Source organism: Streptomyces sp. NPDC051740, from assembly GCF_044453165.1.
Lineage (GTDB): Bacteria > Actinomycetota > Actinomycetes > Streptomycetales > Streptomycetaceae > Streptomyces > Streptomyces atrovirens.
The window spans coordinates 21,513-44,766 of record NZ_JBITCL010000012.1; the positions used below are offsets into that span (position 1 = coordinate 21,513).

Below are 23,254 nucleotides of genomic sequence, written 5' to 3' on the forward strand. Positions count from 1 at the left end.
CGCGTCCCTCCCCCCCCCCCCCCCCCCGCCCCCCCCCCGCCCCCCCCCCCCCCCCCCCCCCCCCCCCCCCCCCCCCCCCCCCCCCCCCCCCCCCCCCCCCCACCTCGGTAACGGAGTCCTACTGGCGAAGCGTTTGCGCGCCTATGACGGACAGCATCTGCAGTTTTTCGTAACTCTCGCTGCCGGGAATGGCGGTGTAGACCATGAGCAGATGTGACTGCCTTGGATCGACCAGGGTCTGGCAGGTCAACTCCATTGCTCCGAGATCGGGATGAACGAAGTGCTTCACCTCGCGGGGTTGGACGCCGACCTCATGGTCGTTCCATACCTCTCGGAATTCGTCGCTCTCCGCCAGGAGCCGGTCCGTGAGGTGCGCCGCCCTGGAATCGGGACCCCGCAGAGTAACCACCCCACGCAGACCTGCGACGAAGAGGCGGGTGAGGAAATGATGTTCGTCGGAGGCGTAGAGCCTTCTGGTGTCGGGATCGGTGAACCACCGATAGCCGAGGCTCCGCGCCGGGCCGCTGTAGGCGGTGAGGTCGCCGGTGAGAGCGACGCTGAGTTCGGTCTGTCGCAGCGTCTCGCCGAGCTCGGTGACGATCTCCGCGGGAGTGTCGTGCAGCCGGTCGAAGATGCGCAGCATGCCGGGGCTGATGTGCTCGCCGGCCGCGCCCCGCGCGGGTGGGTTGTGTCCTGCGAGCCTGAACAGATGGTCACGCTCATCGAGCGAGAGGTGCAGCCCTTGCGCGATGGAAGCGATCATCTGCTCGGACGGCTGGGGACCGCGCTCCCGTTCCATCCGCGCGTAGTAGTCGGTTGACATGTGGCAGAGCGCGGCAACCTCCTCTCGCCTCAGCCCATTCGTCCTGCGGCGCCGGCCCCGAGGGAGGCCGACGTCCTCAGGTTGCAGCGCCTCCCGGCGACGCCGGAGAAACTCCGCCAGTCCGCTCCGGTCGATCACCATGCTTGTCTCCTTCCGCCTTGCTCCATTTCTACCGCCCGCCCCTCCGCGTATCCACGACCTGTTGATCCCCCGTCATCTTCTTCGCGGTCCCGCAGGAGGGCCGCTGGCCTCCGGGCCCGGCATGACCGTTGCCCCCTTGACGAGACGCACCGTCGGACGAGGTCCAGGCCGGTCCGGTCGCTGAGCCGAGCCGCGCCCCGCTGCCCCACCGCAGTTCCGCGACTCCGCCGGGCAGGGGGTGCAGCGTGCTTCAGCCGAGGGGAAAGTGGACCTTCGTGAGCTCTTGCGACACTCGCCAGACGCGCTGGGCTTCCTCGGTGCCGGTCAGGCGGGAGTACGGCTTCTGCTCGGCAGGAGGTCCGCCGAGATGTCCCGGGCCGCTCGGGCCGTAGAAGCGGCCACCCCGGGCCTCGGCCGATGTCGCCGCATACAGAGCCGGGAGCTTCGCGGTCTCGACGGTTCCGAGCAGGACGCCGCCGACAGACAGGGCGCGGATGAGCCTCCTGCCCGTGGTCTCCTTGTCCCGTCCGACCTCGGGGCGCGCGGCGAGCAGGTTCGTCGGGGCGACGCCGGGGTGGGAGAGGTTACTGGTGATGCCCCAGCCGTGGGCCCGGCTGCGCCGGTCGAGTTCCAGGCCGAAGAGCCCGAACGCGATCTTCGACTGGCTGTACGCCTTCATACCGCCGTAGGAGCGTTCCCAGTTCAGGTCCTCCCAGTTGATGCTGCCGCGGTTCGCCGAGACGCTGAGCTGCGAGGTCACGCGAGCATGGCCGGCACGCAGCAGCGGCAGCAGGTGTGCCACCAGTGCGAAATGGCCGAGATGGTTGGTTCCGAACTGGAGTTCGAAATCGTCGACCGTCGTCTGCCGGTCGGGTGGGGTCATCACACCGGCGTTGTTGACGAGGATGTGGATCGGCCGGCCCTCCTCGCGCAGCCTCTCGCCGAGTGCTGCCACGGAGTCGAGCGAGGCCAGATCGAGCTGCCCCAGCGACACGTTCGCTCGGGGAACCTCCTGCCTGATCGCGGCGATCGCCGCCTGCCCCTTGCTCGGATTACGTACGGGCAGGAGGACCTCTGCGCCGGCCGCGGCCAGCCTCATGGCGATGCCGAGTCCCATGCCATCGCTTGCTCCGGTAACGACGGCGCGCTTACCGGTCAGGTCGGGAACGGTGATGTCGATGTGCCTGCGTGCCATGGGTTCTCTCCTGTGATCCGTGTTGTCGACTCCACTGTCGCCCAAGACGGCGGCGCTGTTCAGGGCCGCTGGATCCGCTGATACGCAAGGCGCGGGTCCGGACGGACGGAGTGACCCTTGCGGGTGTCGAGGAGCGGTTGAATGACCAATCACGCGTTTTCCGGCTCAGAGGCCCTGACAGAGTGTTCGGACGCGTCGGTACAAGATGAGGCAGACCGCCAACTGCAGGGACGCGTCGTGGATGTCGTCCCGACGTTCCCGACGGATCCTCGAGTGCCGGAAGCCCCGCAGCCACGACAGTCCGCGCTCGACCACCCCGTGAGGGGCTCCCAGGCCCGGTCCATGGGCCTGTCTCCGGCGGGCGATGACCGGTGTGATGCCCAGGGTACGGACCATGCGGCGGTAACGGTCGTGGTCGCAGCCACGGTCCGCGTACAGCCGCCGCGGTCTGAACCGGGGGCGCCCTCGGCGGTCACGGCCCGCGGGAATCGCCTTGGGCAGTGGGAGCGGTCGGGCGACGTCGTTGCCGTTGCCGCCGGTGCGGGCCACCGCGAGCGGGGTTTCGCGCGCGTCGGTGATCAGGCGGTGTTTCGCGTCCGGCCGGGCGCGGTCGACCGGGCTCGGTCCGGTTTCGGGCCGCCCCGCAGGGCCCTCACGTGGGAGGAGTCGATGGCGGCCCGGGAGAAGTCCGTTCGGTCCGCGCCGCGCAGGCGGGCCGGCAGGATGGCCTGGAGGTGCTGCCGGACGCCGGCCTCGTTCCAGTCCCGCAGCCGACGCCGGCAGGTCATGCCCGAGCCGAAGCCCAGTTCCTGCGGCAGCCGCTCCCACTGGATGTCGGTGGACAGCGCGAACAGGATGCCCTGCAGAGCTTTGCGGTCGTCCAGCCGCTTGCGGCCTGGGTGATCGTGACGGCGCTCGGTCCTCGGCAGGAGCGGCTCGATCAGCCCCACAGGTCATCGTCCATCTCCCAGGGCTTGGGACGGGACATCACGCACCTCCCGGCCAGAGCAGATCCGCTCAAATAGGCCCAGAATAGTGCAAATATCTCGTTCTGTTGGAGCTTCTGAAGCGCTCTGCACCGATTCGGTAGCAGTCGTCGAGGTGTTTGCTCGACCACGGTGGTTCCGTGGCGGGGCTGGTGCTGGCGTAGTTGCGCAGCCGCAGTTCGAGCGGGTCGATACCGACGTTGACGGCGAGCTCGTCCATCGCGGTCTCCAGGGCGAACGCTCCGGGGGCCTCCCCGTCGTGCCACACGGCGAGGGCGGCGTGGGGAAGAGGGCAGAGTGATTCCTTCATGTGCTGTACGCGAGTGCGCCGGGATGATGTGATGACGGCCCTGTGTCCGCTCCACGGGGCGGTGGCCTACAGCCGGTCGATCAGCTTGTCGAGGGTGATGGGCACGTCGCGCACCCGGATACCGGTGGCGTTGTAGACGGCGTTGCCGATCGCGGCCGCCGAGCCCACCGTGCCGATCTCACCGAGGCCGCGGGCGCCGAGGCTCCTGGTTCCGACGTCCTCGCTGCCGTCGCCCAGCGGCCCGGTGAGGACGGGGTCGGGGCGGTCGAGCAGGTGCACGTCGATGTCGGGGACGTCGGCGTTCACGGGCACGAGGTAATCGGCGAGGGTGCTGTTCGCGAGACGCCCCGTGTCGGGCTCCACCCGGTTCTCCTCCAGCAGGGCGTGTCCGATACCGAAGACGACGCCCCCGACGAGCTGGCTCCGGGCCGCCCGGGCGTTGATGACGCGGCCGACGTCGGCGACCGTCGTGAACCGGGTGACGCGGGTATCACCGGTGAACCGGTTGACCCGCACCTCGCAGAAGTGCGCGCCGAAGCTGTGGTGCACGTACCCCGGGTCGACAGCGCCGGGTGACTCGGCGAGCGCCGTGATGCCTGGTGAGTCGATGGCGGTGAGCAGGCGGCCGAAGGACATCGAACGGCCCTGCCCGTGCAGGATCCCGTGCTCGTAGCGCAGGTCCTCGACGTCCGCTCCGCGCCACGGCGACCCGTCGTCGGTGACGGCGACCCGCTTGAGCTCGTTGATCGCGTCGCGGGCGGCGTTCACGATCGCCGGCACGGTGGCGTGCGTGGCGCTGGACCCGACGGCGGGTGCGCCCTGCGGCAGCAGGGTGTCGCCGATCTCGGGTGTCACTCGCGTCAGCGGGATCCCCAGGGCGTCGGCGCCGGAGACCGCCACCACGGTCGCCGCGCCGGTGCCGAGGTCCGAGATCCCGGTCGAGACCACGGCGGTGTCGTCGTCGAGCAACCGGACGCGCACGCTCGCGGGTCGGCGGTGCGCCGGGTAGATGGCGGTGGCCATACCGGTGCCGATGAGCCAGTGCCCGTCCACGTGTGAGCGGGGCGTGGCACTGCGGGCCGACCAGCCGAATCGCCGCGCGCCGACGTGGTAGCACTCGTCGAGGTGCTTGCTCGACCACGGCAGGCCCCTGGAAGGGCTGGTGGTGGCGTAGTTGCGCAGTCGCAGCTCCACCGGGTCGACGCCGGTGGCGATGGCCAGCTCGTCCATCGCCGTCTCGAGGGCGAAGGCCCCCGGCGCTTCGTTGGGTCCGCGCATCGCCCGGCTCCCGGGCAGGTCGAGGACGGCGAGCTGCGCGTCGACGTGCAGGTTCGGTGTGCGGTAGAGCGCGTCCGTGGTGGCGTGGGCCGGTGTCATGGTGAAGGCGAGGGTGGTCGGCCGCTCGGAGACGCTCTGGTGGCTGACGGCGTTGAGGACGCCGTCGCGGGAGGCGCCCAGCCGGACGTTCTGGGTGAGCTGGGACCGGTGTCCGGTCAGGGTGAACATCTGCTCGCGGGTGAGCACGAGCCGGACCGGGCGGCCGATCTCCCGGGCCGCGGCGGCGGCGAGCGGGGTGTCGCTCCACAGGACGACGCGGGCGCCGAAGCCGCCGCCCACGTACTCCGTGATCAGCTGGAGGTTCTCCGGCAGGACGCCGAGTCGTTGGGCCGTCCCGAGCGCGTACGCCGCGGGAATCTGCGCGCCGGCGTGGATGGTCACCCGGTCGCCGTTCCAGGCGGCGAGGATCGCGTGGGGCTCCATCGCCACGTGGTGCTGCATGTGCTGGTGGAACTCGGCCTCCACGACGACGTCGCTGGCGGCGAGCGCGGCGTCGATGGAGCCGACGCCGGGCGCCAGGATGGTGAGGCTGCTCGGCGCCCCGCTGATCGTGGGGCCCGCCGGCACGTGCGGCTCGTCCGCAAGGGACGTGCGCGGAGGCTGCGTGTCGTAGGTCGCGGTGACCCGCGCGGCGGCGTCGCGTGCCTGTTCGGGAGTCTCGGCGACGACCAGCGCGATGGCCTGACCGTGGAAACGGACCTCCGCGTCGCGCAGGGGGACGTAGTTCTCCGCGAAGCCGGCGGCCGGGCCGGTGACGGGATACAGGCCCAGGCGGGATTCTGGCGCGGCGTACACGCGCAGGACACCGGGGGAGGCCAGTGCGGCCGTCGTGTCGATCCTGGTGATGGTGCCTCGCGCGACGGTGCTCGTGACGAGGTGGGCGTGCGCGAGGTCGACGGCTCGGTGGTCACCGGAGTACTCGGCCGCGCCGGTGACCTTCGGCCTGCCGTCGACGCGCCCGGTCTCGCGTCCGACTGGGGAACGGGTCATCGTGACTCCTTCATATGCTGTGGGCGAGCGCGCCGGACGACGGGACGCCGTGGTGGATGGGGACCCCGGTGCTCAGGGGTGCCCCCGAGCCACCGTGCCGGTGGGCGACGATCTCCGCCGCGATCGACAGCGCGGTCTCCTGCGGGGTGCGGGCGCCGAGGTCGAGCCCGATGGGTGAGTGCAGGCGGTCGAGCTCGTCGCTGGTGAGGCCCGCCTCGCGGAGCCGGTTCAGGCGCTCCTCGTGGGTACGGCGGGAGCCCATGGCGCCGACGTACGCGACCGGCATGCGCAGGGCGGAGGTCAGGAGCGGCAGGTCGAACTTGGGGTCGTGGGTGAGCACGCACACGACGGTGCGTCGGTCGAGCAGCCCGGCCTCGGCCTGGGACCCGAGATAGCGGTGCGGCCACTCGACGACGACCTCCGCGTCCGGGAACCGCTCCGGGGTGGCGAACGTGGCCCGGGCGTCGCAGACGGTCACTCGGTAGCCGAGGAAGGAGCCGAGGCGGGCGAGGGCGGCGGCGTGGTCGATGGCGCCGAAGAGGAGCATCCGTGGGGGTGGGGCGCTGGTCTCCACCAGCAGCGTCATGGGCTCACGGCAGCAGCTGTCGGCCACCCCGAGCTCGATCGTGCCGGTGCGCCCGGCGTGCAGGGCGCCGGTGGTCTGTGCCCCGGCGACCTGGTCGAGCAGCTCGTCCCCGAGTGTTCCCGCGACGGGTCGCCCGGGCCGCGCGACGATCGTTCGGCCGAGGCGGGTGTCCGGGCCGCGCACGATCGTGGCCACGGCCACCGCGTGGCCGCTCGCGGCGTCGGCCAGGGCCGTTTCGAGCCATGGTTCGGTGGCCGGGTCGTGGTGGCGCAGGAGGAGCTCGATCGTGCCGCCGCAGGTCAGGCCGACGCCGAGCGCGTCGGCGTCGCTGTATCCGAACCGCAGGGCCCGGGGTCGGTGGTCCCCGGCCAGCATCCGCTGGCAGGCCTCGTGGACGGCGGCGTCGACGCAGCCGCCGGACACGTTGCCCAGCACAGTGCCGTCCGCGTTCACGACCAGGGACGAGCCGGGCTGCCGCGGAGCGCTGCCGGCCACGCTCGTGACGGTGGCCACCGCGAAGGGGGTCCGGCTGCGAGTGCGTCCGAGCAGCTGGGCGGCGAGCTCAAGCATGGCCGCCGCCCGATCCGGGACCGCCTGACTCGACGACGACAGGGTGGACGGGATCACGCCGGCCGCTCACCGGCGCTCCCGCAGCTCGGTCAGCGCCCGTACCAGGGTGCGGCGCAGCAGGGCGGGCTTGAAGGCGTTGTGCTCCCGCGGCCGGGCGCCGTCCGCCGCACGGGTGACGGCGGCTTCGAACGTGGCGGGGGTGGCGGGCCGCCTGGTCAAGGCGCGTTCGACGGCCGTCAGCCGCCAGGGCCGGGTCCCGACGCCGCCGGCGGCGATCCGGGCGGTCGTGATGGTCCGGCCCCGCAGCTCAAGGGCGACGGCGGCGGAGGTGAGGGCGAACTCGTACGACTGCCGGTCGCGGACCTTCACGTAGAGCGAGCGCGCGGCCCAGGGGGACCGGGGCACGGTGATGCCGGTGATGAGCTCGTTCGGACGCAGTACGTTCTCGACGTCGGGCGTGCTGCCGGGCAGGGTGTAGAAGGTGTCCAGCGGCACGCTGCGAGTGCCCCGCGCCGAGGCCAGGTGTACCACGGTGCTCAGCGCCACCAGCGGTACGGCGAGGTCGCTGGGGTGGGTCGCGATGCACGCATCGCTGGTGCCGAGTACCGCGTGGCCGCGGTTGATCCCTTCCAGGGCTGAGCACCCGCTGCCCGGCTCGCGCTTGTTGCACGGGGTGGTGACGTCGCGGAAGTAGCCGCACCGGGTGCGCTGCAGCAGGTTGCCACCGATGCTGGCCATGTTCCGCAGCTGCGCCGACGCACTCAGCTCCAGCGCCTGCGCGATCATCGGGTAGTGCTCGCGCACGGTGGGGTCGGCGGCGACGTCGCTCATCCGTTCGAGCGCACCGATGTGCAGTCCTTTGTGGTCGAGGGTGATGCCGCCCAGCGGGAGCCGGTTGATGTCCACGACGTGTTCGGGGCTCACCACCTCGAGCTTCATCAGGTCGACCAGCGTCGTGCCGCCGGCCAGGAACGCGGTGTCCGGCCCGGCATCCCGCAGGGCCTCGCGTACCGAGCGGGCCTGGGCGAAGGTGTAGGGCCGCATCAGCGCATCACCCGCTGGGCGTCACGGACCGCGTCGACGATGCGGGGGTAGGCGCTGCACCGGCAGATGTTGCCCGACATGCGCTCCCGGATCTCGTCGTCCGAGCGTGCGCCTCCCTCGTCGTCGACCATCGCGACGGCGGACATGATCTGCCCCGGGGTGCAGAAGCCGCACTGCAGCCCGTCGTGGTCGATGAACGCCTGCTGCATCGGGTGCAGCCGCTCGCCCTGCGCCAGGCCCTCGATCGTGGTGACCTCGTGGCCGGTCGCCGAGGCGGCCAGGGTGAGGCAGGACAGCACGCGCCGGCCGTCCACGTGGACGGTGCAGGCCCCGCACTGGCCCCGGTCGCAGCCTTTCTTGGTGCCCTTGAGGTCCAGCTGCTCGCGCAGCGTGTCCAGCAGGGTGGCCCGCGGGTCGACCCGCAGCGTGACAGGGCTGCCGTTGACGGCGGCCCGCACCGTCACCTGGCTCACGCCGTCCGCGGTAGGTGCCGAGGCGGTTTCCGCCGCCTCGGCCTGTCCGGTCAGCAGCGGCGTCACGGCGACGGCGGCCAGGCTGCCGCCCATGAAGTTCCGCCGGGACACACCCGAACGGCCGTGTCCCGCATCGTTCTCTTCGTTCATCGAGTTTCTCCTGGCTGGTCGCAAGTCCGGGCAGGGGACGGGCAGCGCCGCGACCATCCATGTGGCCTCCGGGTTCAGCGCTGCTCCAAGGCTGGCTACCGGGAACAGGGACATCCAGGACCTGCCGATCCCAGGATGAGGTCGAGCTGATGGGGCTGGAGCGGGCACCGAGCCGGGTCCGGGGCATGATGCGGGGGATCGGTCGTGTGTGGCGCGCCGCGCGTCGGGACGGTGGAAACGGACCATCGCAGGTCAGCGAAGTGCGACGCAGGTCGGTCGGCACGGAATCGGCATGCTACGAGCCCCGTGCTGGTTCCGTGCTGGCTTCGAGGGCCCGAATCATGGAGAACCGCAGGTCCTAGCCACGGTCGAATGGGTTGTCGTACCACTCGATGGTGGTGCCGATGAGGGACGTGGCGACGATGCGCTTGAGGTTGGCGGGGGCGGTGGAGCGGTTGCTGGGGAGGCCATGTGCGCCACTTCCTCGTGTGCGATGGGGACGGGTACGTGTCGGCACACCGTAGAAATACGCAGGTCAGGCGCACATATGGCGGGACACCATAGTTCGGGGACTGGGTATGCGCGCGGCCACCATGCTGACTCCCGTGCTGGTTCGGGCGGGACCGGGCGGGATCCCCGCCCCGCCCGGTCCCGCCGCCGTACGTTCCGTACCGCTTCTCGCTGTCGGACCCCGTCCGCCTTTCGAAGCCGAAACGGCCGCACCGGCCACCGGAAGTCCACCGGCGGATACGTCCGCTGTGTGCGTTGAGCGCACCGGTGTCCGGTTATCACCTGTCCGCGTTAAATGCCTGGACCGGGGACCTTCCCCGACGGGAGACTGCCGACTTCCGAACCTCCGGGAGTGTGATGGGGACAACAGATACGCGAGGGCCGACGCCGGGCAGGAGCGCGGTCGTTCTGGCGCTGCGCCGCTACGGCCGGGAACTGCTGCGACTACGACTGCTGGCCCTGCCCGCGCTGCTGCTGCCGGCCGTGGGCAACATCGGCATCCGCTACGTCGCCCCCCTGCTGATCGCCAAACTGGCGGGGCAGGCCGCCGACGACGGTGGTCTCACCCTCGCCTCGGCACTGCCGTACGTGCTGGGCTTCGGCGCGGTGCTGCTGCTCGCCGAGACCGTGTGGCGGATCGGGCAGCACTGCCTGAACCGTGTGGACGCCTTTGGCATGGAGCACCTGTACGTGAGCGGCATGGACGAACTCCTCGCCCAGGACGCGGCGTTCTTCCACGACAACTTCGCCGGCTCCCTGACCAAACGGGTGTTGAGCTTCGGCAAGCGCTTCGAGGACTTCGTCGACACGGTGACGTACCGGATCGTGGGCAGCCTCGTCCCCCTGGTGTTCGGTGCCGTGGTGCTGTGGAGCTACGAACCGATGCTCGTCGCCGGCCTCCTGGTGATGATCGCGCTGACCGTGGTGGCCGCGACACCTCTGATCCGGCGCCGGCAGCGGCTCGTCAACGACCGTGAGGCGGCGATCGCCCGGGTCTCCGGTCATGTCGCCGACAGCCTCATGAACATGGAGACCATCCGGGCGTTCGCGGCCGAGCGGCGGGAGGCCCAGGAGCACCGCAGTCGTGTCGCGGACTCCCGGCGCCTGACGCTGAGGTCGTGGGACTACGGCAATCTGCGCGTCGACGTCCTGGTCGCCCCCATGTCCGTGCTGACCAACGTGCTCGGCCTGTTGGTCGCCGTCGCCTTCGGCGGCCCGGGACAGGGAGTGGAGGAGATCGTCGTCGCTTTCACCTACTACTCCAACGCGACCCAGATCATGTTCGAGTTCAACCAGATCTACCGGCGTCTGGAAAGCTCGATGACCGAGGCCGCACAGTTCACGGAGCTGCTGCTGGACCCGCCCACCGTGCTCGACCCGACGGAACCCGAACCGCTCGCACCGCGGGACACCGGTATCCGCTTCGAGGCGGTGACGTTCGCCCACACCGGTGCGAAGCCGATCTTCCAGGGCCTCGACCTGGACGTGCCCGCAGGCGCACGGATCGGCCTGGTCGGCAGGTCCGGCGGCGGCAAGACCACACTCACCCGGCTCCTGCTGCGGATGTCGGACATCGACGGCGGACGCGTCCTGATCGGCGGTCAGGACATCAGCCGGCTGCGCCAGGCCGACCTGCGCTCACTGATCGCCTACGTCCCGCAGGAACCCGCGATGTTCCACCGCAGTCTGCGGGACAACATCGCCTTCGCCCGGCCCGGCGCCACCGACGAGGAGATCCACGCGGCGGCCGTGGCCGCACACGTCACGGAGTTCGCCGACCAACTCCCGGACGGCTTCGCCACCTTGGTGGGGGAGAGGGGAGTGAAACTCTCGGGCGGTCAGCGTCAGCGCGTCGCCCTCGCCAGGGCCGTCCTCCGCGACGCCCCGGTCCTGCTGCTCGACGAGGCGACCAGCGCGCTGGACTCGGAGAGCGAACTCCTCGTCCAGGACGCCTTGTGGCGGCTGATGGACGGACGTACGGCCCTCGTGGTCGCCCACCGTCTGAGCACCGTCGCCGGCATGGACCGTCTCGTCGTCCTCGACCGCGGAAGCGTCGTCGAACAGGGCACCCACAAGGAGCTGCTCGCGACGAACGGCGCCTACGCCAAGCTGTGGCGGCACCAGTCGGGCGGCTTCCTCGGCGAGAGCGCAGAGAGCGCCGAGAGCGCCGAGCCCGTCCCCGGACACCCGGTGCTCGACGGGGACCACAGGACGTCGTCGCACGTTCGTACGAGCACCGGGTCCACATGACGAGTGGGTTTCCGGCCGTCCTTGACCGCCGGTGGTGTCACGCCGGCGAGATCAGGGCTGCACTCCATGACAAGGATGGCTGCACTCCCCGCCGAGGACTGAATCGTCCGTGCTTGGCACAGTGAAGCGGTGACACCCGAGTGAGCTCGTGCCTGCCCGGTGCCGGACGGCACGTGGTGTCCGGCAAGCGGAGGCGACGAGCAGGGCAGGGGGCACCGACGGCATGAGGACGAGCAGGGCAGGGGGGTGCCGGCGGCATGAGAACGAACGGCTCTTCGTGGGCCCCGACTTCAACCATGTGGCGGCGTGATCCGCTGATCACCGACGGCGTCCCCGCCGCAGCGGAAGAGGCGTTGCGGATGGCGCATGCACCCGTACCGGGCGAAGGAGGAAACCGACGCGATGAAAACGGACGACATGGGGGAGCCCGAGGGCGGGCGCCCCTGGCAACGTTCGAAGGCCTGGAGCGAACCGCCGGCAGGCGGCCCCGGCGGGCCGGCCCGCCCCGGAGGGCCCGACCGTCGCCATGTGGAGGACGGTGACGGCAGATGGCACACGACACGGAGCGTGCCGTCCGTCATCGTCGTGGTCCTGCTCGCCGTCTGGACCGTCTTCGCCGCGCAGTGGAGAGAGCAGGACTGCGCCCTCGTCCCCACCTCCTACGTGCTCGTGATCACTCACGGAGCCCCGAGCGTCTTCGAGGGATGCGGCGATCACCCCATAGACGTCACCGAGGACTGAACGGCGTCAAGTCGCTGGCCAGGGAGGGCTGAACGGTATCTTCGGGTACCTCCTCGGGTCGACCGGCCAGAAGGCCGACCGACCAGAAGGCCGACCGGACGCTCACAGGGTGCGGTGCGGCGTCCAGGGACCGTGCGCCGCGTCCGGTCGACGGCGACCCGGTGGTCGGCCCGACGGCTCCCGGCGGGGCCGCGTCCGCCGTGGCGCTCGGCGGACTGGAGTACGAGCCGGACCCGCCGGTCCGCACCTCCCGCGGCACCGCGCCGATCAACCCCGACGGTGGCCGCGCCGCCGTGTTCGGCGCCGCGTGTCCCAGTCGTGCCTCGCGTCCGTCGACGAACGTGACGACCCTCGCGGTACGGGACCTGGAGCCCGGTGAGGCCGTTCTGCCCACGCCGTACGCGTCCGGCGGCGAGCGGGTCCCGTCGCCGCGCCCTGTGCCGGGACGGCCGTCGAGGCGAAGACCGCCGAGGGCCTGCCGGCCGGGATCCGGTCCGCACCCGACAGCCGGTTCCGCGTCGCCGCCACGGTCGTCGACCCCGTCAAGGCCCTTCAGATCCGCCAGGACGCCGGACACGTCCGGCAGGGCGGATGCCCCGCCGTCTCGCGCCGGCCCGTGTCCCCGAGGCTCTCCTCCTGGCGGACGGCCGCGCCGATGTCCCCGGAGTCCGCACTCCTGTTGACAGGATGTCACACCACTCCCATCATGGGAGCGCTCCCACCAGCGTGATCCGCCGCGCGCCGCCCGTGCACGACCGCACCGCATCCACGCACCGTTTCCTGTGCCACCGGCGCGGAACGTCCTGCTGCCGCACCGGCACTCCGCCTGTCCGGCCGCACGGTCCGGCACACGCCGCCCCGTCCGTGCCGCCGGGCCCCGAGGGAGGATCCCCCATGTCCTTACCGCAGAGATCCGGCCGGCCGGCCGGTACCGGCACCCGTCACCTCGTACGCGCTGCCGCCGCCCTGACCGCCGCGCTCGCCCTGCTGTCCCCGCTGAACACCGCCGGTGCCGCGTCGGCCGCCGCGCCCGGGACCTCCGCCGCGGACGTCGACGTCCGGGTCAACACGCAGGCGTCGCTGGGCCGCATGTCCGACACCGCGCGCGGGGTCAACACGGCCATCTGGGACTCGCACATGAACGATCCCGAGGTCGCCGACCTGATGAAGGCGGCCGACGTCGGGGCGATGCGCTACCCCGGCGGCTCGTACGCGGACATCTACCACTGGGAGACGCACACGGCGCCCGGCGGATACGTCGCCCCCGGCACCGGCTTCGACGCCTTCATGGGCACCGTCCGCGCCACCGGCGCCCAGCCGGTCCTGATCGCCAACTACGGCTCCGGCACGCCCGAGGAGGCGGCCGGCTGGGTCCGGTACGCCAACGTCACCAAGGACTACGACGCGAAGTACTGGGAGATCGGCAACGAGATCTACGGCAACGGCCACTACGGCAGCGGCTGGGAGCACGACGAGCACGAGGACAAGAGCCCCCGGGAGTACGCCCGTCAGGTCCGCGCCTACGCCGAGGCCATGAGGGCCGTCGACCCCACCGTCAGGATCGGCGCGGTCCTCACCACCCCGGGCGAGTGGCCGGACGGCATCGTGGGCGAGGGCGATCCGGGCGACTGGAACCACACCGTGCTCTCCGAAGTCACCGACGTCATCGACTTCGTGAGCGTCCACTGGTACGCGGGCGGTGCCGACACCACCGCCGAGGACGCCATGGCGAGGCTGACCAGGCTGCCCGGCGAACTGCGCGAGGTCCGCGGCCAGCTCGACCGGTACGCGGGCGCCGACTCACCGCGCATCGGCATCGCCCTCACCGAGATCAACACCAACACCGGCGGCGCCATGCTCACCGCCCGGCCCAACGGCCTGTTCGCCGCGGACGCGTATATGACGGCCCTGGAGAACGGTGTCTTCACCGTCGACTGGTGGAACACCCACAACGGCGCGGGGCGGATCACCACCGTCGACGGCGAGACGGACTACGGCGACATGGGGATGCTCTCCAGCGGCGCCTGCACCGGTGACGTCTGCGAGCCGGCACCCAACACACCGTTCCACCCCTACTACGGCATGAAGATGACCAGTGAACTGGGCACGGCCGGCGACACCCTGGTCGCCGCCGAGTCCTCCGCGCAGGACGTCTCCGTCCACGCCGTGCACCGTCGCGACGGACGGCTGGGCGTCCTGCTCATCAACAAGGACCCGGACGCCGCACGGACCGTGGCCCTCGACTACGAGGGATTCACCCCGTCCGCCGCCGCACCCGAGGTCAGCCGTTACGCGCGCGGCGACAGCGACATCACCGACGTCACCGACGGTACGGCGTCCGCCTCCCGGATCACCGTGCCGCCGTACGGAATGCTCACGCTCACCCTCACCCCGCAGCCCGGCACCGGGCCGGGGGCGTCCGACGCCGGGGCCCCGGGGACGCCGCGGCTGGAAGCGGTGACCGACACCACCGCGAGCCTGTCCTGGGAGGGCGCGGCGGGCGCCACCCGCTACCTGGTCCAGGAGCGCGACGGCGCGCACACCTACGTGGTGGGCGAGACCACCGGCACGTCCGTGACCCTGCGGAACCTGCCCCCGGGCAGCGCCCACACGGTCAACGTGCTGGCGGCCGACGCCTCGGGCCGGCTCTCCGCCCCGTCCACTCCGCTGACCTTCACCACCGGCACTCCGCCGGACGCCCCCTGCGCGGTGACCTACCACCGCGACACGAGCTGGGGCAACGGCTTCGTGGCCACGGTCACCGTGCGGAACCTCTCGGACACCCCGATCACCGGCTGGACCGTGGACTGGGACTGGCCGACCGACCGCCAGTCGGTGTCCTCCGGCTGGAACGCCACGTTCCACCAGACGGGCGCGCATGTACGGGTGACGGCTCCCGAGGGTGCCGGGGTGCTGGCCCCGGACGGCGGGTCGACGGCCTCGTTCGGCTTCGTCGGCGCCAACGACGGGCCCAACCCGCAGCCGACGGTCTTCCGCCTCAACGGCGCCGTCTGCTCGGGCGGCTGACGCCGGGCCCGCCCGGGACCGGTGGCAGGGTGACCTGCTCCCGGGCGGGCCGGTCTCCTCGCAGGGGGTCGGGAGCGCACGGCCATCCGGCCGCCACCCGCGTGGCGCGCCCGGCGCGCATGGTGTGGCCTGAGACGTGCGGGAGGGTCCACCCACGGAGGAGACACGGAGCATGTTCGGTCAGGCGCAGGCGTTCAGCGGTTTCTCGGTCGACGACCTCGGCGAGGCCCGCCGGTTCTACGGCGAGACCCTGGGTCTCCAGGTGGAGGAGACCGGGCAGGGGGACATGCGGGTGCTGGCTCTCACGCTCGGCAGCGGTGCGCGGGTCTTCGTCTACCCGAAGGAGACGCACACCCCCGCGACGTTCACGATCCTCAACTTCCCCGTCGACGACATCGTGGCCGCCGTCGCCGAACTGGAGCGGCGCGGCGTCACCCTGGAGCGCTACGCGGAATTCGACCACGACGAGAAGGGCGTCGTCCGGGTCGGCGGCGACGGCCCCGCGGCGATCGCGTGGTTCACCGACCCGGCCGGGAACGTCCTCGCCGTGCTCCAGGAGAACTGACCGAGGGCCGTCGAGCGGTACGGCACGGACCGTCCGCCGCTTCCCTTCGGCCAGGGATCACCCGTCCCTCCCGCTGCTGTCGGACCGGCGTGGACGGTCCGACGGCGCCTGCGGGGCGGTCGGCCGTTGTGACGGAAACACGGAATCGGGTGTTCTGTCACGGGGTGACAGGTCCGTTCCGGCGGGCCGCGTCCCCGTGCACTGTCGAATGCGTTTTCGGCCTTCGCGCGCTGTATGGCTAATATCAGGCCACCAACCGCTACTGTCTGGCGCGTTCTCGTCACAGGTGCGGCTGACCAGTGACGAGGAGAGTGTCCTGCGGGTGAGCGGATCGAACAGGGACGGGCGGCGCGGAAGGAACAGCGCGCGGGCCGGCCGTCGACGGAAGGGCGCGACGGACGAGCAGCCGTGGGCGGCCGGCGAACGACGTCTGCCGCTGCGCACGGTGCTGCTGGTGCTGCTGCTCGTACCGAGCGTGGCGCTGGTCGCGCTGTGGGGCCTGGCCACGTACGAACTGGGCAACGAGTACCGGGTGCAGGCCGCCCAGCACGACCTGAAGACGACCGTGGGCCCGCGCAACGCGGCCCTGTTCAACGCCCTGCAGCGGGAGCGGCGGCTGACCCAGGAGGCGCTGGCCGCGCCCGAGGCGTCCCGGACCGCCCTGATCCGGCAGCGCACGGCCACCGACCGCGCCCTGCGCGGCTTCGAGCCGCTGACCTCCGCGGACACCAGCGACGGCCAGCAGGGCCTGGCCGCCGCGATCTCCCGGACCGTGCGGGTGACCGACCGGCTCGCGCAGGAACGCCGCGCGGTGGACGCCGGGACCTCCGACGAGGAGCGGGCGTTCGCCTACTACACCGAGGTCATCGCGGCCGGCACCGAGGTCTTCGCGGCGATCTCCCGCGGCGCCAACGGCGAGGTGACCGGCCTGTCGCAGGTCCTGTTCGACCTGAACGGGGCCGTGGACATGATCAACCGCGAGGACGCGGTGCTGGCTCGGAGCTGGCCCTCGGGCCGGCTGTCCGACGAGGACTACGACCTGGTCACCGACGCCGTCGGCACCCACGAGTACCTGCTCAAGTCACGTGTGGCGCCGAACCTGAACACCGAGGAGAGCCGGCTCTACACGGCGATGACCAAGAGCGGGGAATGGCGGACGCGGGTCGAGCTGGAGGAGCGGCTGCAGGCCTCCGACGGTGAGGGCGTCGCGCTGTCCCCGGCCCGCGCCAAGGAGTGGCGGGCCGCGGCGGACGCCTCGATCGCCCGTCTCGAGGAACTCATCGGAGTGCACAGCGAGGTCTCCAACGCCGCCGGTGCCGTCGCCGTGCGAGAGCTGAAGCTGTACCTGTACTCCGTCGCCGCCCTGGGCCTGATCGCCGTCGTCCTGGTCGTGCTGATGACCTGGCGGCTGACCACGGTCCTGCGCCGGCGCGTCCTCGCCGTACACGGTCAGGCGCAGGACCTGGAGCAGCGGCTGCCGCAGGTGGTGACCCGGCTCGAACAGGGCGAGGACGTGGACGTGGACGCCGAGGTCCCGGAACTGTCCCCGGCCTCGGACGAGTTCGGCGAGCTGAGCCGGGCGCTGAACCTGGCCAGCCGCACCGCGGTGCACACCGCGGTGCGCCAGGCGGAGCAGCACCGCGGCTTCGAGCGGCTGTTGCAGCGCATCGCGCGCCGCACCCAGCTCCTGATCGGCCTGCAGCTGAAGAAGCTGGACGAGCTGGAGCGCCGGCACGAGGACCCGCAACTGCTGGAAGGCCTGTTCGACCTGGACCACCTCACCGCCCGGCTGCGCCGCTACGAGGAGAACCTGGTGATCCTCGCGGGCGGCCAGCCCCGGCGCCGCTGGCGCAAGCCGGTGCCGCTGCTGGACGTCCTGCGCGCCGCGCAGGGCGAGGTCCAGGACTACCGGCGCGTCGAGATCGACGTCGAGGGCCGGCCGTGGATCTCCGAGCGGGCGGTGGGGCCGCTGATCCACATCCTGGCCGAGCTGATGGAGAACGCGACCGCGTTCTCCAAGCCGCCGGCTCCGGTCGAGATCAAGGCGGCACCGGTCAGCCGGGGTGTCGCGGTGGAGATAGAGGACCGCGGACTGGGCATGGAGGCCGAGCAGTACGAGGCCGTCAACGCCCTGATGCAGGCGCCCCCGCAGATGGACGTGATGACCCGCGCCGACGACGTGCGCCTGGGCCTGTACGTGGTGGCCCGCCTGTCGGCGGGCCTGGGCCTGCAGGTGGAGCTGCGGCCCTCGGCGTTCGGTGGCACCCGCGTCATCGTCCTCGTCCCGCAGGACCTCGTGGCCGAGCGGCCCCGATCGGTGCCGGACGCGGCCGACCGCCCGTCACCGGAGGACGCCGGCACCCCCTTCCCCCCGCCGCGCCGGCATGCCGGTCCCCGTCCCGCGGACGGCTCGGACGGCTCGGACGGCTCGGCCGACCTGCCGGTACGGTCGCGGGGACAGGCGATGGCCGACGTCACCGCACCGTCGCCGGCCCCCGCGTCGCCGGTCCCCGCGTCGCCGGTCCCCGCGTCGCCGGTCCCCGCCGGTCCGCCGGTCCCGCAGACCGGGCCCGCGCCCCTGCCCCGCCGGACGCGTCAGGCCAGCCTGGTGGCCGAGCTGCGCGCGCCGGCTCCGCAGGACCCCCCGGCCTCCCAGGCCCCGTCCAGTGCCCCGGCCCGCTCCGGCGCCACCATCGGCGCCTTCCAGCGGCAGTCCCGCAAGAACCGTGCCGCCGGCGCGCGGCCGTCCGCGCCCGGCACCGACCAGTCCGAACCGCCCACGAGGGAAGACCGAGGATGACTCAGCGAACCACCGCCACCGACGCAGACCTGGACTGGCTCCTCGACGGACTGGTCGACCAGGTCGCCGGTACCCGGCATGCCATCGTGCTGTCCGACGACGGTCTGGTGATCAGCCGCTCGAAGACCGTCGAACGCTCCGACGCCGAGCGCCTGGCCGCGATCGCCACCGGTCAGCAGAGCCTGGCCCGTGGCGTCGGACAGCTCTTCCAGGGTGGTCCGGTCCACCAGGTCATCGTCGAGATGGCCGACCTGTGGCTGTTCGTCACCGCGGCCGGCCGGGGCACCCACCTGGCCGTGGTCGCCTCCCAGGAGGTCGACGCCGAAGTGATGGCGGTCGCCATGCACACCCTGGTCCAGCAGGTGGGCCAGAAGCTGGGCACCGACGAACGCACCCCGGGGTCCGACCCGTCCCCGCCCGCCGGTCCCGGGGCCGGCGAGTGAGGCACTGGACGGAGGACCTGGAGGACGACGCGGACGAACCGCTGGTCCGCCCCTACACCATCACCGGCGGCCGCACCACCGCCGGCCGTGACGACCTGACCCTGATCACCCTGATCACGGTACGGACCACGTCCGGTACGGACACCGCGGCCGCCCGGCCCGCACTGCAGCCCGAGCACCGCACCGTCCTGCGCCTGTGCGCGCGCAGGCCCGTCGCGGTGGCCGAGATCGCCGCCGAGCTGGACCTGCCGGTGTCGGTGACCAAGATCCTCATCGGCGACCTGATCGACGCCGGCCGGGTACGGGCCCGGCCACCCCTGGCCTTCGCGCACAACGGCACCCTCCCCGACATGACGATCCTTGAGGCGGTGAGAGATGGGCTCCGCGGGCTCTGATCCGGCACAGACGGCCCAGGCCGTGAAGATCCTGATCGCCGGCGGCTTCGGCGTGGGCAAGACCACCCTGGTCGGCGCGGTCAGCGAGGTCGCCCCCCTGCACACCGAGGAATACCTGACCCGGGCCAGCGTCGGCGTGGACGACCTGGTCGGCATCGACGCCAAGACCACCACCACCGTCGCCCTGGACTTCGGGCGCATCACCGTCAGCGACGAACTGGTGGTCTACCTGTTCGGCACCCCCGGCCAGGAACGCTTCTGGTTCATGTGGAACGACCTGGTGCTCGGAGCCCTGGGAGCAGTGGTACTGGTCGACACCCGCCGCCTGGAGGTCAGCTTCGCCTCCATCGACTTCTTCGAAAGCCGCGGTGTCCCGTTCGTCGTCGCGGTCAACTGCTTCCACAACGTCCGCGACCGCACACCCCAGGAAGTCCGCACCGCCCTGGACCTGGACCCGCAGGTCCCCCTGGTGATGTGCGACGCACGCGAGCGGACCGACGGCAGGGATGTCCTGCTCACCCTGATCGAACACCTCATGGCCCGCCGCTCCGCGCCCCAGCCGGCCATGTGATCCCCGGAGCGCGGTCGCCACCCCGCTCACCCGCCGACGCGGACGTGGCCGACCGCGGAGGCCGTGTGGTGAACACGGGGGCGGCCGGCGGGCCCGGCCGCCCCCGTCGATGCCTCAGCGGGCGAGGCGGATCCGGGTCAGCGTGTCCTCGGTCTGCGTGGCGCCGGACTTGTCGGTCACGTAGGCGGTGCCGTCGGCGATCTCCACGTGGTTGGGGTTGGCGCCGGTGGCCACGGTCTCCTCGACCACGCCCTCGCGCGGGTCGACCACCGTGACGGTGGCGGCGGTGCGGTTGACCACCACGACGTCGCCGGAGCGCTCGTCGGTGGCCACCGAGAGGGCGCCGGCGCCGGTCGCCACCGACTTGGTCACGGTGCCCTCGCGCAGGTCGATCACGGACAGGGTGCCCGAGGTCTGGTCGGCGGTGTAGGCCGTCCGGCCGTTCTTCGACAGGGAGACCGAGACCGGACCGTCACCGGCCGGCAGGAAGCGCGGGGTCGCGGAGCCGCGCTTCAGCTCGATGAGCCGGTCGTTGCCGAGGTCGGCGGCGTAGAGGGTGCCGGTCTTCTCGTTGAGGGTCAGGCCGGTCGGGCCCGCGCCCTCGACGGTGACGCGCTTCTTCTCCTTGAACGTCCTGGAGTCGAAGGCGACCAGCGTGCCGTCGCCGTAGCCGCTCGCCCAGACCGTGTCGTGCCGCTCGTCGACGACGATCTCGCGGGCGTGGGCGATGTCCGGCAGGCCGGCCAGCCGCTCGCCGGTGCGCTGGCTGTAGACGGAGACGGTGTTGTCGCGGGTGTTGGTCGTCCACACGGTGTTGTGCTCGTCGTCCACGGCGACGCCGTAGACCGCCTCGACGGCACCGGTGGCGGTGTCGGTGACCGGCGGGGTGTGGTCGGCCTCGATCTCCAGGGTCCTCGGGTCGACCTTCAGCAGGTGGGACTCGGTGACCGGCGGGCGGCCGACGGCGGCGGTGACCCACAGGACGTCGTTCCGCTCGGAGTAGGACGACTGGTACAGGCCCTTGGTGAGCTTCGCGGCGGTGACCTGCGAGCCGCTCGTGTGTGCCGACGCGGTGCCGGCCAGCGTCAGCGTGCCGCCGGCGGCGACCGCCACGGCGACGGCAGCGGCGACCGCGGTGCGGCGGGAGGTGCGGGTGGTGGGAACGGACATGGTGGTGGAACTCCCTTTCTCGGGAATCAACGGGGTGTCACTGCGTGGGAGAAGTGGCTTGGGGGCCGCGTGCGGCGGCGTGTCGGTCGCCCGGCGGTGCGCCGGCGGACGACGAGCAGCGTGGTGGCCGCGGCTCCGGCGGCACCGCCGGCCGCGGCGGCCGCCGCGGACCAGGCGATCGTGGAGCAGGAGACGGGGGCCGCCAGGGACGTGGCCGCGAGGGTCTCGGTGGCCTTCGTCTCGGGTGCGGTGGTCGAGGAGGCCGCGGGCGATCCGGCACCGTCCGTCCCGGCCGCGGTGACCGTGAACGCCACCTTCAGCGAGGTGGGCGGGTCGGGTGCGAGGAACCGCAGCCAGTGGTCGCCGGTCGCCGTGTCCGCAGGAACCGTCACCGTGCCCGACGCGCTGCCGTCCGCGCCGACCGGGAACCGCTCAAGCAGGGCGCCGTCGTCGAACTTGACGCTCAGGGTCGCCCCGGCCGGAAAGCCGGTGGCCGTGAACGGCACCTCGCCGCCCTGCCGTACCGAGGACGCGCCCAGGGCGACCGAAGGGGCGGCCGTGTCCGCCGCGGGGGCCACCGTGCCGGTGGCCCCCGCGTGCCTTCCGTGCCGGCCATGGCCACAGGGGCGGCGCAGAGGGCGCCCAGGCCGAGTGTCGCGCCGGCGGTCAGGGCGACCACGCGGCTCAGCCGGGCACCGGAGGGCGGAGCGGATCTGTCAGAGGTCATGGTTGCTGCTCCTGGCAGGCGAACGTCCGTGAAGGGGACGGGGAGAGGAGAAGGCGGCACGGCGGGGCGGCGAGAGGCGGCGCGGAAACCGGGATGCGATCAGGTAAGGTAAGGCTAACCTAACTCAAAGATCATGGGCAGTCCATTGGATTCCGTACACACCCATCCGGCCGTACCTCCCCGGAACACCCCGCACCACCCGCCCCGCACGCCCCGGCCGCACCCGGTGCCCCGGCTGGCCGAGCCCGTCCGGGAACTGCCCGGTCCGGACGGCGTCGAGGAGTTCTGGGCCGAGGTCCGCGCGCACGGCACGCCCCTGGTGGGGCCCGACCCGTACGGCAGCGCCGAGCACCGGGCGGTGACGTTCCTGTGGCGCGGCACGGCCGCCACCCGGGCCGTCGAGGTGCTGCCCAACAAGCTGGGCGACCCGCGTGCCCCCGAGGACAACCTGATGGAGCACGTCCCGGGGACGGACGTATGGCACCTCACGCTCCGGCTGCGCCACGACTGGCGCGGTACCTACGACTTCCACGTCGAGGAGGGGACGGGCCTCGACCCCGACGCGCCGGACCACTGGCGCCGGCTGCGCACCCACCGGCGCGCCGACCCGTTCAACTCCCGCACACTGCCCCGCCGCTGGGGCGGCGACCCGGTGCCGTACGCCGAACTCCCGGCCGCACCGCGCGCCGTGGACTGGGAACCGCGCCCGGACGTCGCCCGCGGCACCGTCACCGGGCACCGCGTGCCCGCCGGGCGTCTCGGCGGCAGCCGGCGCGTGTGGCTGTACGCGCCACCCGGCACGGAGCCGGGAACCGGGCGCGGCACGGCCGGACTGCCCGTGCTGGTCCTGCTCGACGGCGAGCACTGGGGGCCCCGGCTGGGCCTGTCGCACCTGCTGGACAACCTGATCGCCGACGGCCGCATCCCGCCCGTGGCCGCCGTGCTGCCGGAGGCCGTCGACGAGCCCACCCGCTGGGCCGAGCTGACCTGCGACCCCGAGTACGTCGCCTTCCTCGCCGACGACCTGCTGCCCTGGGCGGCCGGGCACCTGCCCCTGACCGCCGACCCGGCGCGCACCGTGATCGCCGGGCAGAGCCTGGGCGGGCTGACCGCCGCCTACGCCGCCGTGGCGGCCCCGCACCGCTTCGGCAACGCCCTCGCCCAGTCGGGCTCGTTCTGGTGGCCGGTCGGCGAGGACGCGGAGTGGCTCACCCGCGTCCTCGCCGCGACGCCACGGCTGCCGGTACGCCTGTGGCTCTCCTTCGGCGAGCAGGAATGGGTCGCCCTGCCCGCGGCCCGCCGGCTGCGCGACACCCTGGCGTCCGCCGGCTACCACGACTCCTCCTACCGGGAGTTCAACGGCGGCCACGACTACCTGTGCTGGCGCACGGAACTGGCCGACGGACTGGTGGAACTCCTGGCCCGCTGACACCCGGCCGCGCATCGCGG

The 23,254-nt window shown here is 72.1% G+C and carries 18 protein-coding genes and 1 pseudogene; 9 read left to right on the forward strand and 10 right to left on the reverse strand.

The window, feature by feature from the left end; genetic code table 11:
• Positions 1-118: 118 nt before the first annotated feature.
• The 8 genes and pseudogenes from ACIA6T_RS20800 to ACIA6T_RS20835 all read right to left on the reverse strand — a co-directional run bounded on the left by ACIA6T_RS20800 (position 119) and on the right by ACIA6T_RS20835 (position 8,606).
• On the reverse strand, positions 119-964 hold the full coding sequence (locus tag ACIA6T_RS20800; protein ID WP_399447940.1) for a helix-turn-helix transcriptional regulator: 846 nt from the start codon (positions 962-964) through the stop codon (positions 119-121).
• Between the two features lie 250 nt (positions 965-1,214).
• Positions 1,215-2,159: an SDR family oxidoreductase gene (locus tag ACIA6T_RS20805; RefSeq protein ID WP_399447941.1), complete on the reverse strand. Its 945-nt coding sequence runs from the start codon at positions 2,157-2,159 to the stop codon at positions 1,215-1,217.
• A 165-nt stretch (positions 2,160-2,324) separates the two neighbouring features.
• Positions 2,325-3,147 (reverse strand): annotated as a pseudogene (locus ACIA6T_RS20810) (IS5 family transposase).
• A gap of 29 nt (positions 3,148-3,176) precedes the next feature.
• On the reverse strand, positions 3,177-3,455 hold the full coding sequence (locus ACIA6T_RS20815; RefSeq protein ID WP_399447942.1) for a molybdopterin cofactor-binding domain-containing protein: 279 nt from the start codon (positions 3,453-3,455) through the stop codon (positions 3,177-3,179).
• Positions 3,456-3,521: 66 nt separating this feature from the next.
• Complete coding sequence (locus ACIA6T_RS20820) at positions 3,522-5,783, reverse strand: xanthine dehydrogenase family protein molybdopterin-binding subunit (RefSeq protein ID WP_399447943.1); 2,262 nt, start codon at positions 5,781-5,783, stop codon at positions 3,522-3,524.
• A 10-nt stretch (positions 5,784-5,793) separates the two neighbouring features.
• Positions 5,794-6,939 (reverse strand): XdhC family protein, encoded by a 1,146-nt coding sequence (locus ACIA6T_RS20825; RefSeq protein WP_399447944.1) that lies wholly within the window; start codon positions 6,937-6,939, stop codon positions 5,794-5,796.
• A gap of 66 nt (positions 6,940-7,005) precedes the next feature.
• On the reverse strand, positions 7,006-7,983 hold the full coding sequence (locus ACIA6T_RS20830) for an FAD binding domain-containing protein (protein WP_399447945.1): 978 nt from the start codon (positions 7,981-7,983) through the stop codon (positions 7,006-7,008).
• Complete coding sequence (locus ACIA6T_RS20835; protein WP_399447946.1) at positions 7,983-8,606, reverse strand: (2Fe-2S)-binding protein; 624 nt, start codon at positions 8,604-8,606, stop codon at positions 7,983-7,985. Before ACIA6T_RS20835 ends, ACIA6T_RS20830 begins: the two co-directional genes overlap by 1 nt.
• A gap of 867 nt (positions 8,607-9,473) precedes the next feature.
• On the opposite strand from ACIA6T_RS20835, the gene ACIA6T_RS20840 reads away from it, so the two are divergent.
• The 8 genes from ACIA6T_RS20840 (at position 9,474) to ACIA6T_RS20875 (ending at position 19,908) form a co-directional block, all read left to right on the forward strand.
• Positions 9,474-11,366, forward strand: coding sequence for an ABC transporter ATP-binding protein (locus tag ACIA6T_RS20840; RefSeq protein ID WP_399447947.1), 1,893 nt, complete (start codon positions 9,474-9,476; stop codon positions 11,364-11,366).
• Positions 11,367-11,768: 402 nt separating this feature from the next.
• Complete coding sequence (locus tag ACIA6T_RS20845; protein WP_399447948.1) at positions 11,769-12,107, forward strand: hypothetical protein; 339 nt, start codon at positions 11,769-11,771, stop codon at positions 12,105-12,107.
• 894 nt (positions 12,108-13,001) lie between these two features.
• Positions 13,002-15,134, forward strand: coding sequence for a cellulose binding domain-containing protein (locus tag ACIA6T_RS20850; RefSeq protein ID WP_399447949.1), 2,133 nt, complete (start codon positions 13,002-13,004; stop codon positions 15,132-15,134).
• A gap of 172 nt (positions 15,135-15,306) precedes the next feature.
• Positions 15,307-15,699, forward strand: a complete 393-nt coding sequence (locus ACIA6T_RS20855; protein WP_399447950.1) for a VOC family protein — start codon at positions 15,307-15,309, stop codon at positions 15,697-15,699.
• 322 nt (positions 15,700-16,021) lie between these two features.
• Positions 16,022-18,499 carry a nitrate- and nitrite sensing domain-containing protein gene (locus ACIA6T_RS20860; RefSeq protein WP_399447951.1) on the forward strand — a complete coding sequence of 826 codons (2,478 nt, stop codon included), beginning with the start codon at positions 16,022-16,024 and terminating at the stop codon, positions 18,497-18,499.
• Positions 18,496-18,942 carry a roadblock/LC7 domain-containing protein gene (locus ACIA6T_RS20865; RefSeq protein WP_385051203.1) on the forward strand — a complete coding sequence of 149 codons (447 nt, stop codon included), beginning with the start codon at positions 18,496-18,498 and terminating at the stop codon, positions 18,940-18,942. Before ACIA6T_RS20860 ends, ACIA6T_RS20865 begins: the two co-directional genes overlap by 4 nt.
• Positions 18,939-19,337: a DUF742 domain-containing protein gene (locus tag ACIA6T_RS20870; protein ID WP_399447952.1), complete on the forward strand. Its 399-nt coding sequence runs from the start codon at positions 18,939-18,941 to the stop codon at positions 19,335-19,337. Before ACIA6T_RS20865 ends, ACIA6T_RS20870 begins: the two co-directional genes overlap by 4 nt.
• Positions 19,318-19,908 (forward strand): GTP-binding protein, encoded by a 591-nt coding sequence (locus ACIA6T_RS20875; protein WP_399447953.1) that lies wholly within the window; start codon positions 19,318-19,320, stop codon positions 19,906-19,908. The genes ACIA6T_RS20870 and ACIA6T_RS20875 overlap by 20 nt, the downstream gene beginning before the upstream one ends.
• A gap of 114 nt (positions 19,909-20,022) precedes the next feature.
• Here the strand turns inward: ACIA6T_RS20875 and ACIA6T_RS20880 are convergent, their stop codons facing one another.
• Both ACIA6T_RS20880 and ACIA6T_RS20885 read right to left on the reverse strand, forming a co-directional pair.
• A complete protein-coding gene (locus ACIA6T_RS20880) occupies positions 20,023-21,078 on the reverse strand; it encodes a YncE family protein (protein WP_399447954.1) in 1,056 nt (351 codons plus the stop codon).
• Between the two features lie 26 nt (positions 21,079-21,104).
• On the reverse strand, positions 21,105-21,656 hold the full coding sequence (locus ACIA6T_RS20885) for a hypothetical protein (RefSeq protein WP_399447955.1): 552 nt from the start codon (positions 21,654-21,656) through the stop codon (positions 21,105-21,107).
• 282 nt (positions 21,657-21,938) lie between these two features.
• On the opposite strand from ACIA6T_RS20885, the gene fes reads away from it, so the two are divergent.
• Positions 21,939-23,234: an enterochelin esterase gene (gene fes / locus ACIA6T_RS20890; protein ID WP_399447956.1), complete on the forward strand. Its 1,296-nt coding sequence runs from the start codon at positions 21,939-21,941 to the stop codon at positions 23,232-23,234.
• The last annotated feature ends 20 nt before the right edge of the window (positions 23,235-23,254 follow it).

Bases quoted from the DNA above. Each gene is read 5' to 3' on its own strand.
- ACIA6T_RS20800 (WP_399447940.1), bottom strand. From the start codon at position 964: ATGGTGATCGACCGGAGCGGACTGGCGGAGTTTCTCCGGCGTCGCCGG.
- ACIA6T_RS20805 (WP_399447941.1), bottom strand. From the start codon at position 2,159: ATGGCACGCAGGCACATCGACATCACCGTTCCCGACCTGACCGGTAAG.
- ACIA6T_RS20815 (WP_399447942.1), bottom strand. From the start codon at position 3,455: ATGAAGGAATCACTCTGCCCTCTTCCCCACGCCGCCCTCGCCGTGTGG.
- ACIA6T_RS20820 (WP_399447943.1), bottom strand. From the start codon at position 5,783: ATGACCCGTTCCCCAGTCGGACGCGAGACCGGGCGCGTCGACGGCAGG.
- ACIA6T_RS20825 (WP_399447944.1), bottom strand. From the start codon at position 6,939: ATGCTTGAGCTCGCCGCCCAGCTGCTCGGACGCACTCGCAGCCGGACC.
- ACIA6T_RS20830 (WP_399447945.1), bottom strand. From the start codon at position 7,983: ATGCGGCCCTACACCTTCGCCCAGGCCCGCTCGGTACGCGAGGCCCTG.
- ACIA6T_RS20835 (WP_399447946.1), bottom strand. From the start codon at position 8,606: ATGAACGAAGAGAACGATGCGGGACACGGCCGTTCGGGTGTGTCCCGG.
- ACIA6T_RS20840 (WP_399447947.1), top strand. From the start codon at position 9,474: ATGGGGACAACAGATACGCGAGGGCCGACGCCGGGCAGGAGCGCGGTC.
- ACIA6T_RS20845 (WP_399447948.1), top strand. From the start codon at position 11,769: ATGAAAACGGACGACATGGGGGAGCCCGAGGGCGGGCGCCCCTGGCAA.
- ACIA6T_RS20850 (WP_399447949.1), top strand. From the start codon at position 13,002: ATGTCCTTACCGCAGAGATCCGGCCGGCCGGCCGGTACCGGCACCCGT.
- ACIA6T_RS20855 (WP_399447950.1), top strand. From the start codon at position 15,307: ATGTTCGGTCAGGCGCAGGCGTTCAGCGGTTTCTCGGTCGACGACCTC.
- ACIA6T_RS20865 (WP_385051203.1), top strand. From the start codon at position 18,496: ATGACTCAGCGAACCACCGCCACCGACGCAGACCTGGACTGGCTCCTC.
- ACIA6T_RS20875 (WP_399447953.1), top strand. From the start codon at position 19,318: ATGGGCTCCGCGGGCTCTGATCCGGCACAGACGGCCCAGGCCGTGAAG.
- ACIA6T_RS20880 (WP_399447954.1), bottom strand. From the start codon at position 21,078: ATGTCCGTTCCCACCACCCGCACCTCCCGCCGCACCGCGGTCGCCGCT.
- fes (WP_399447956.1), top strand. From the start codon at position 21,939: ATGGGCAGTCCATTGGATTCCGTACACACCCATCCGGCCGTACCTCCC.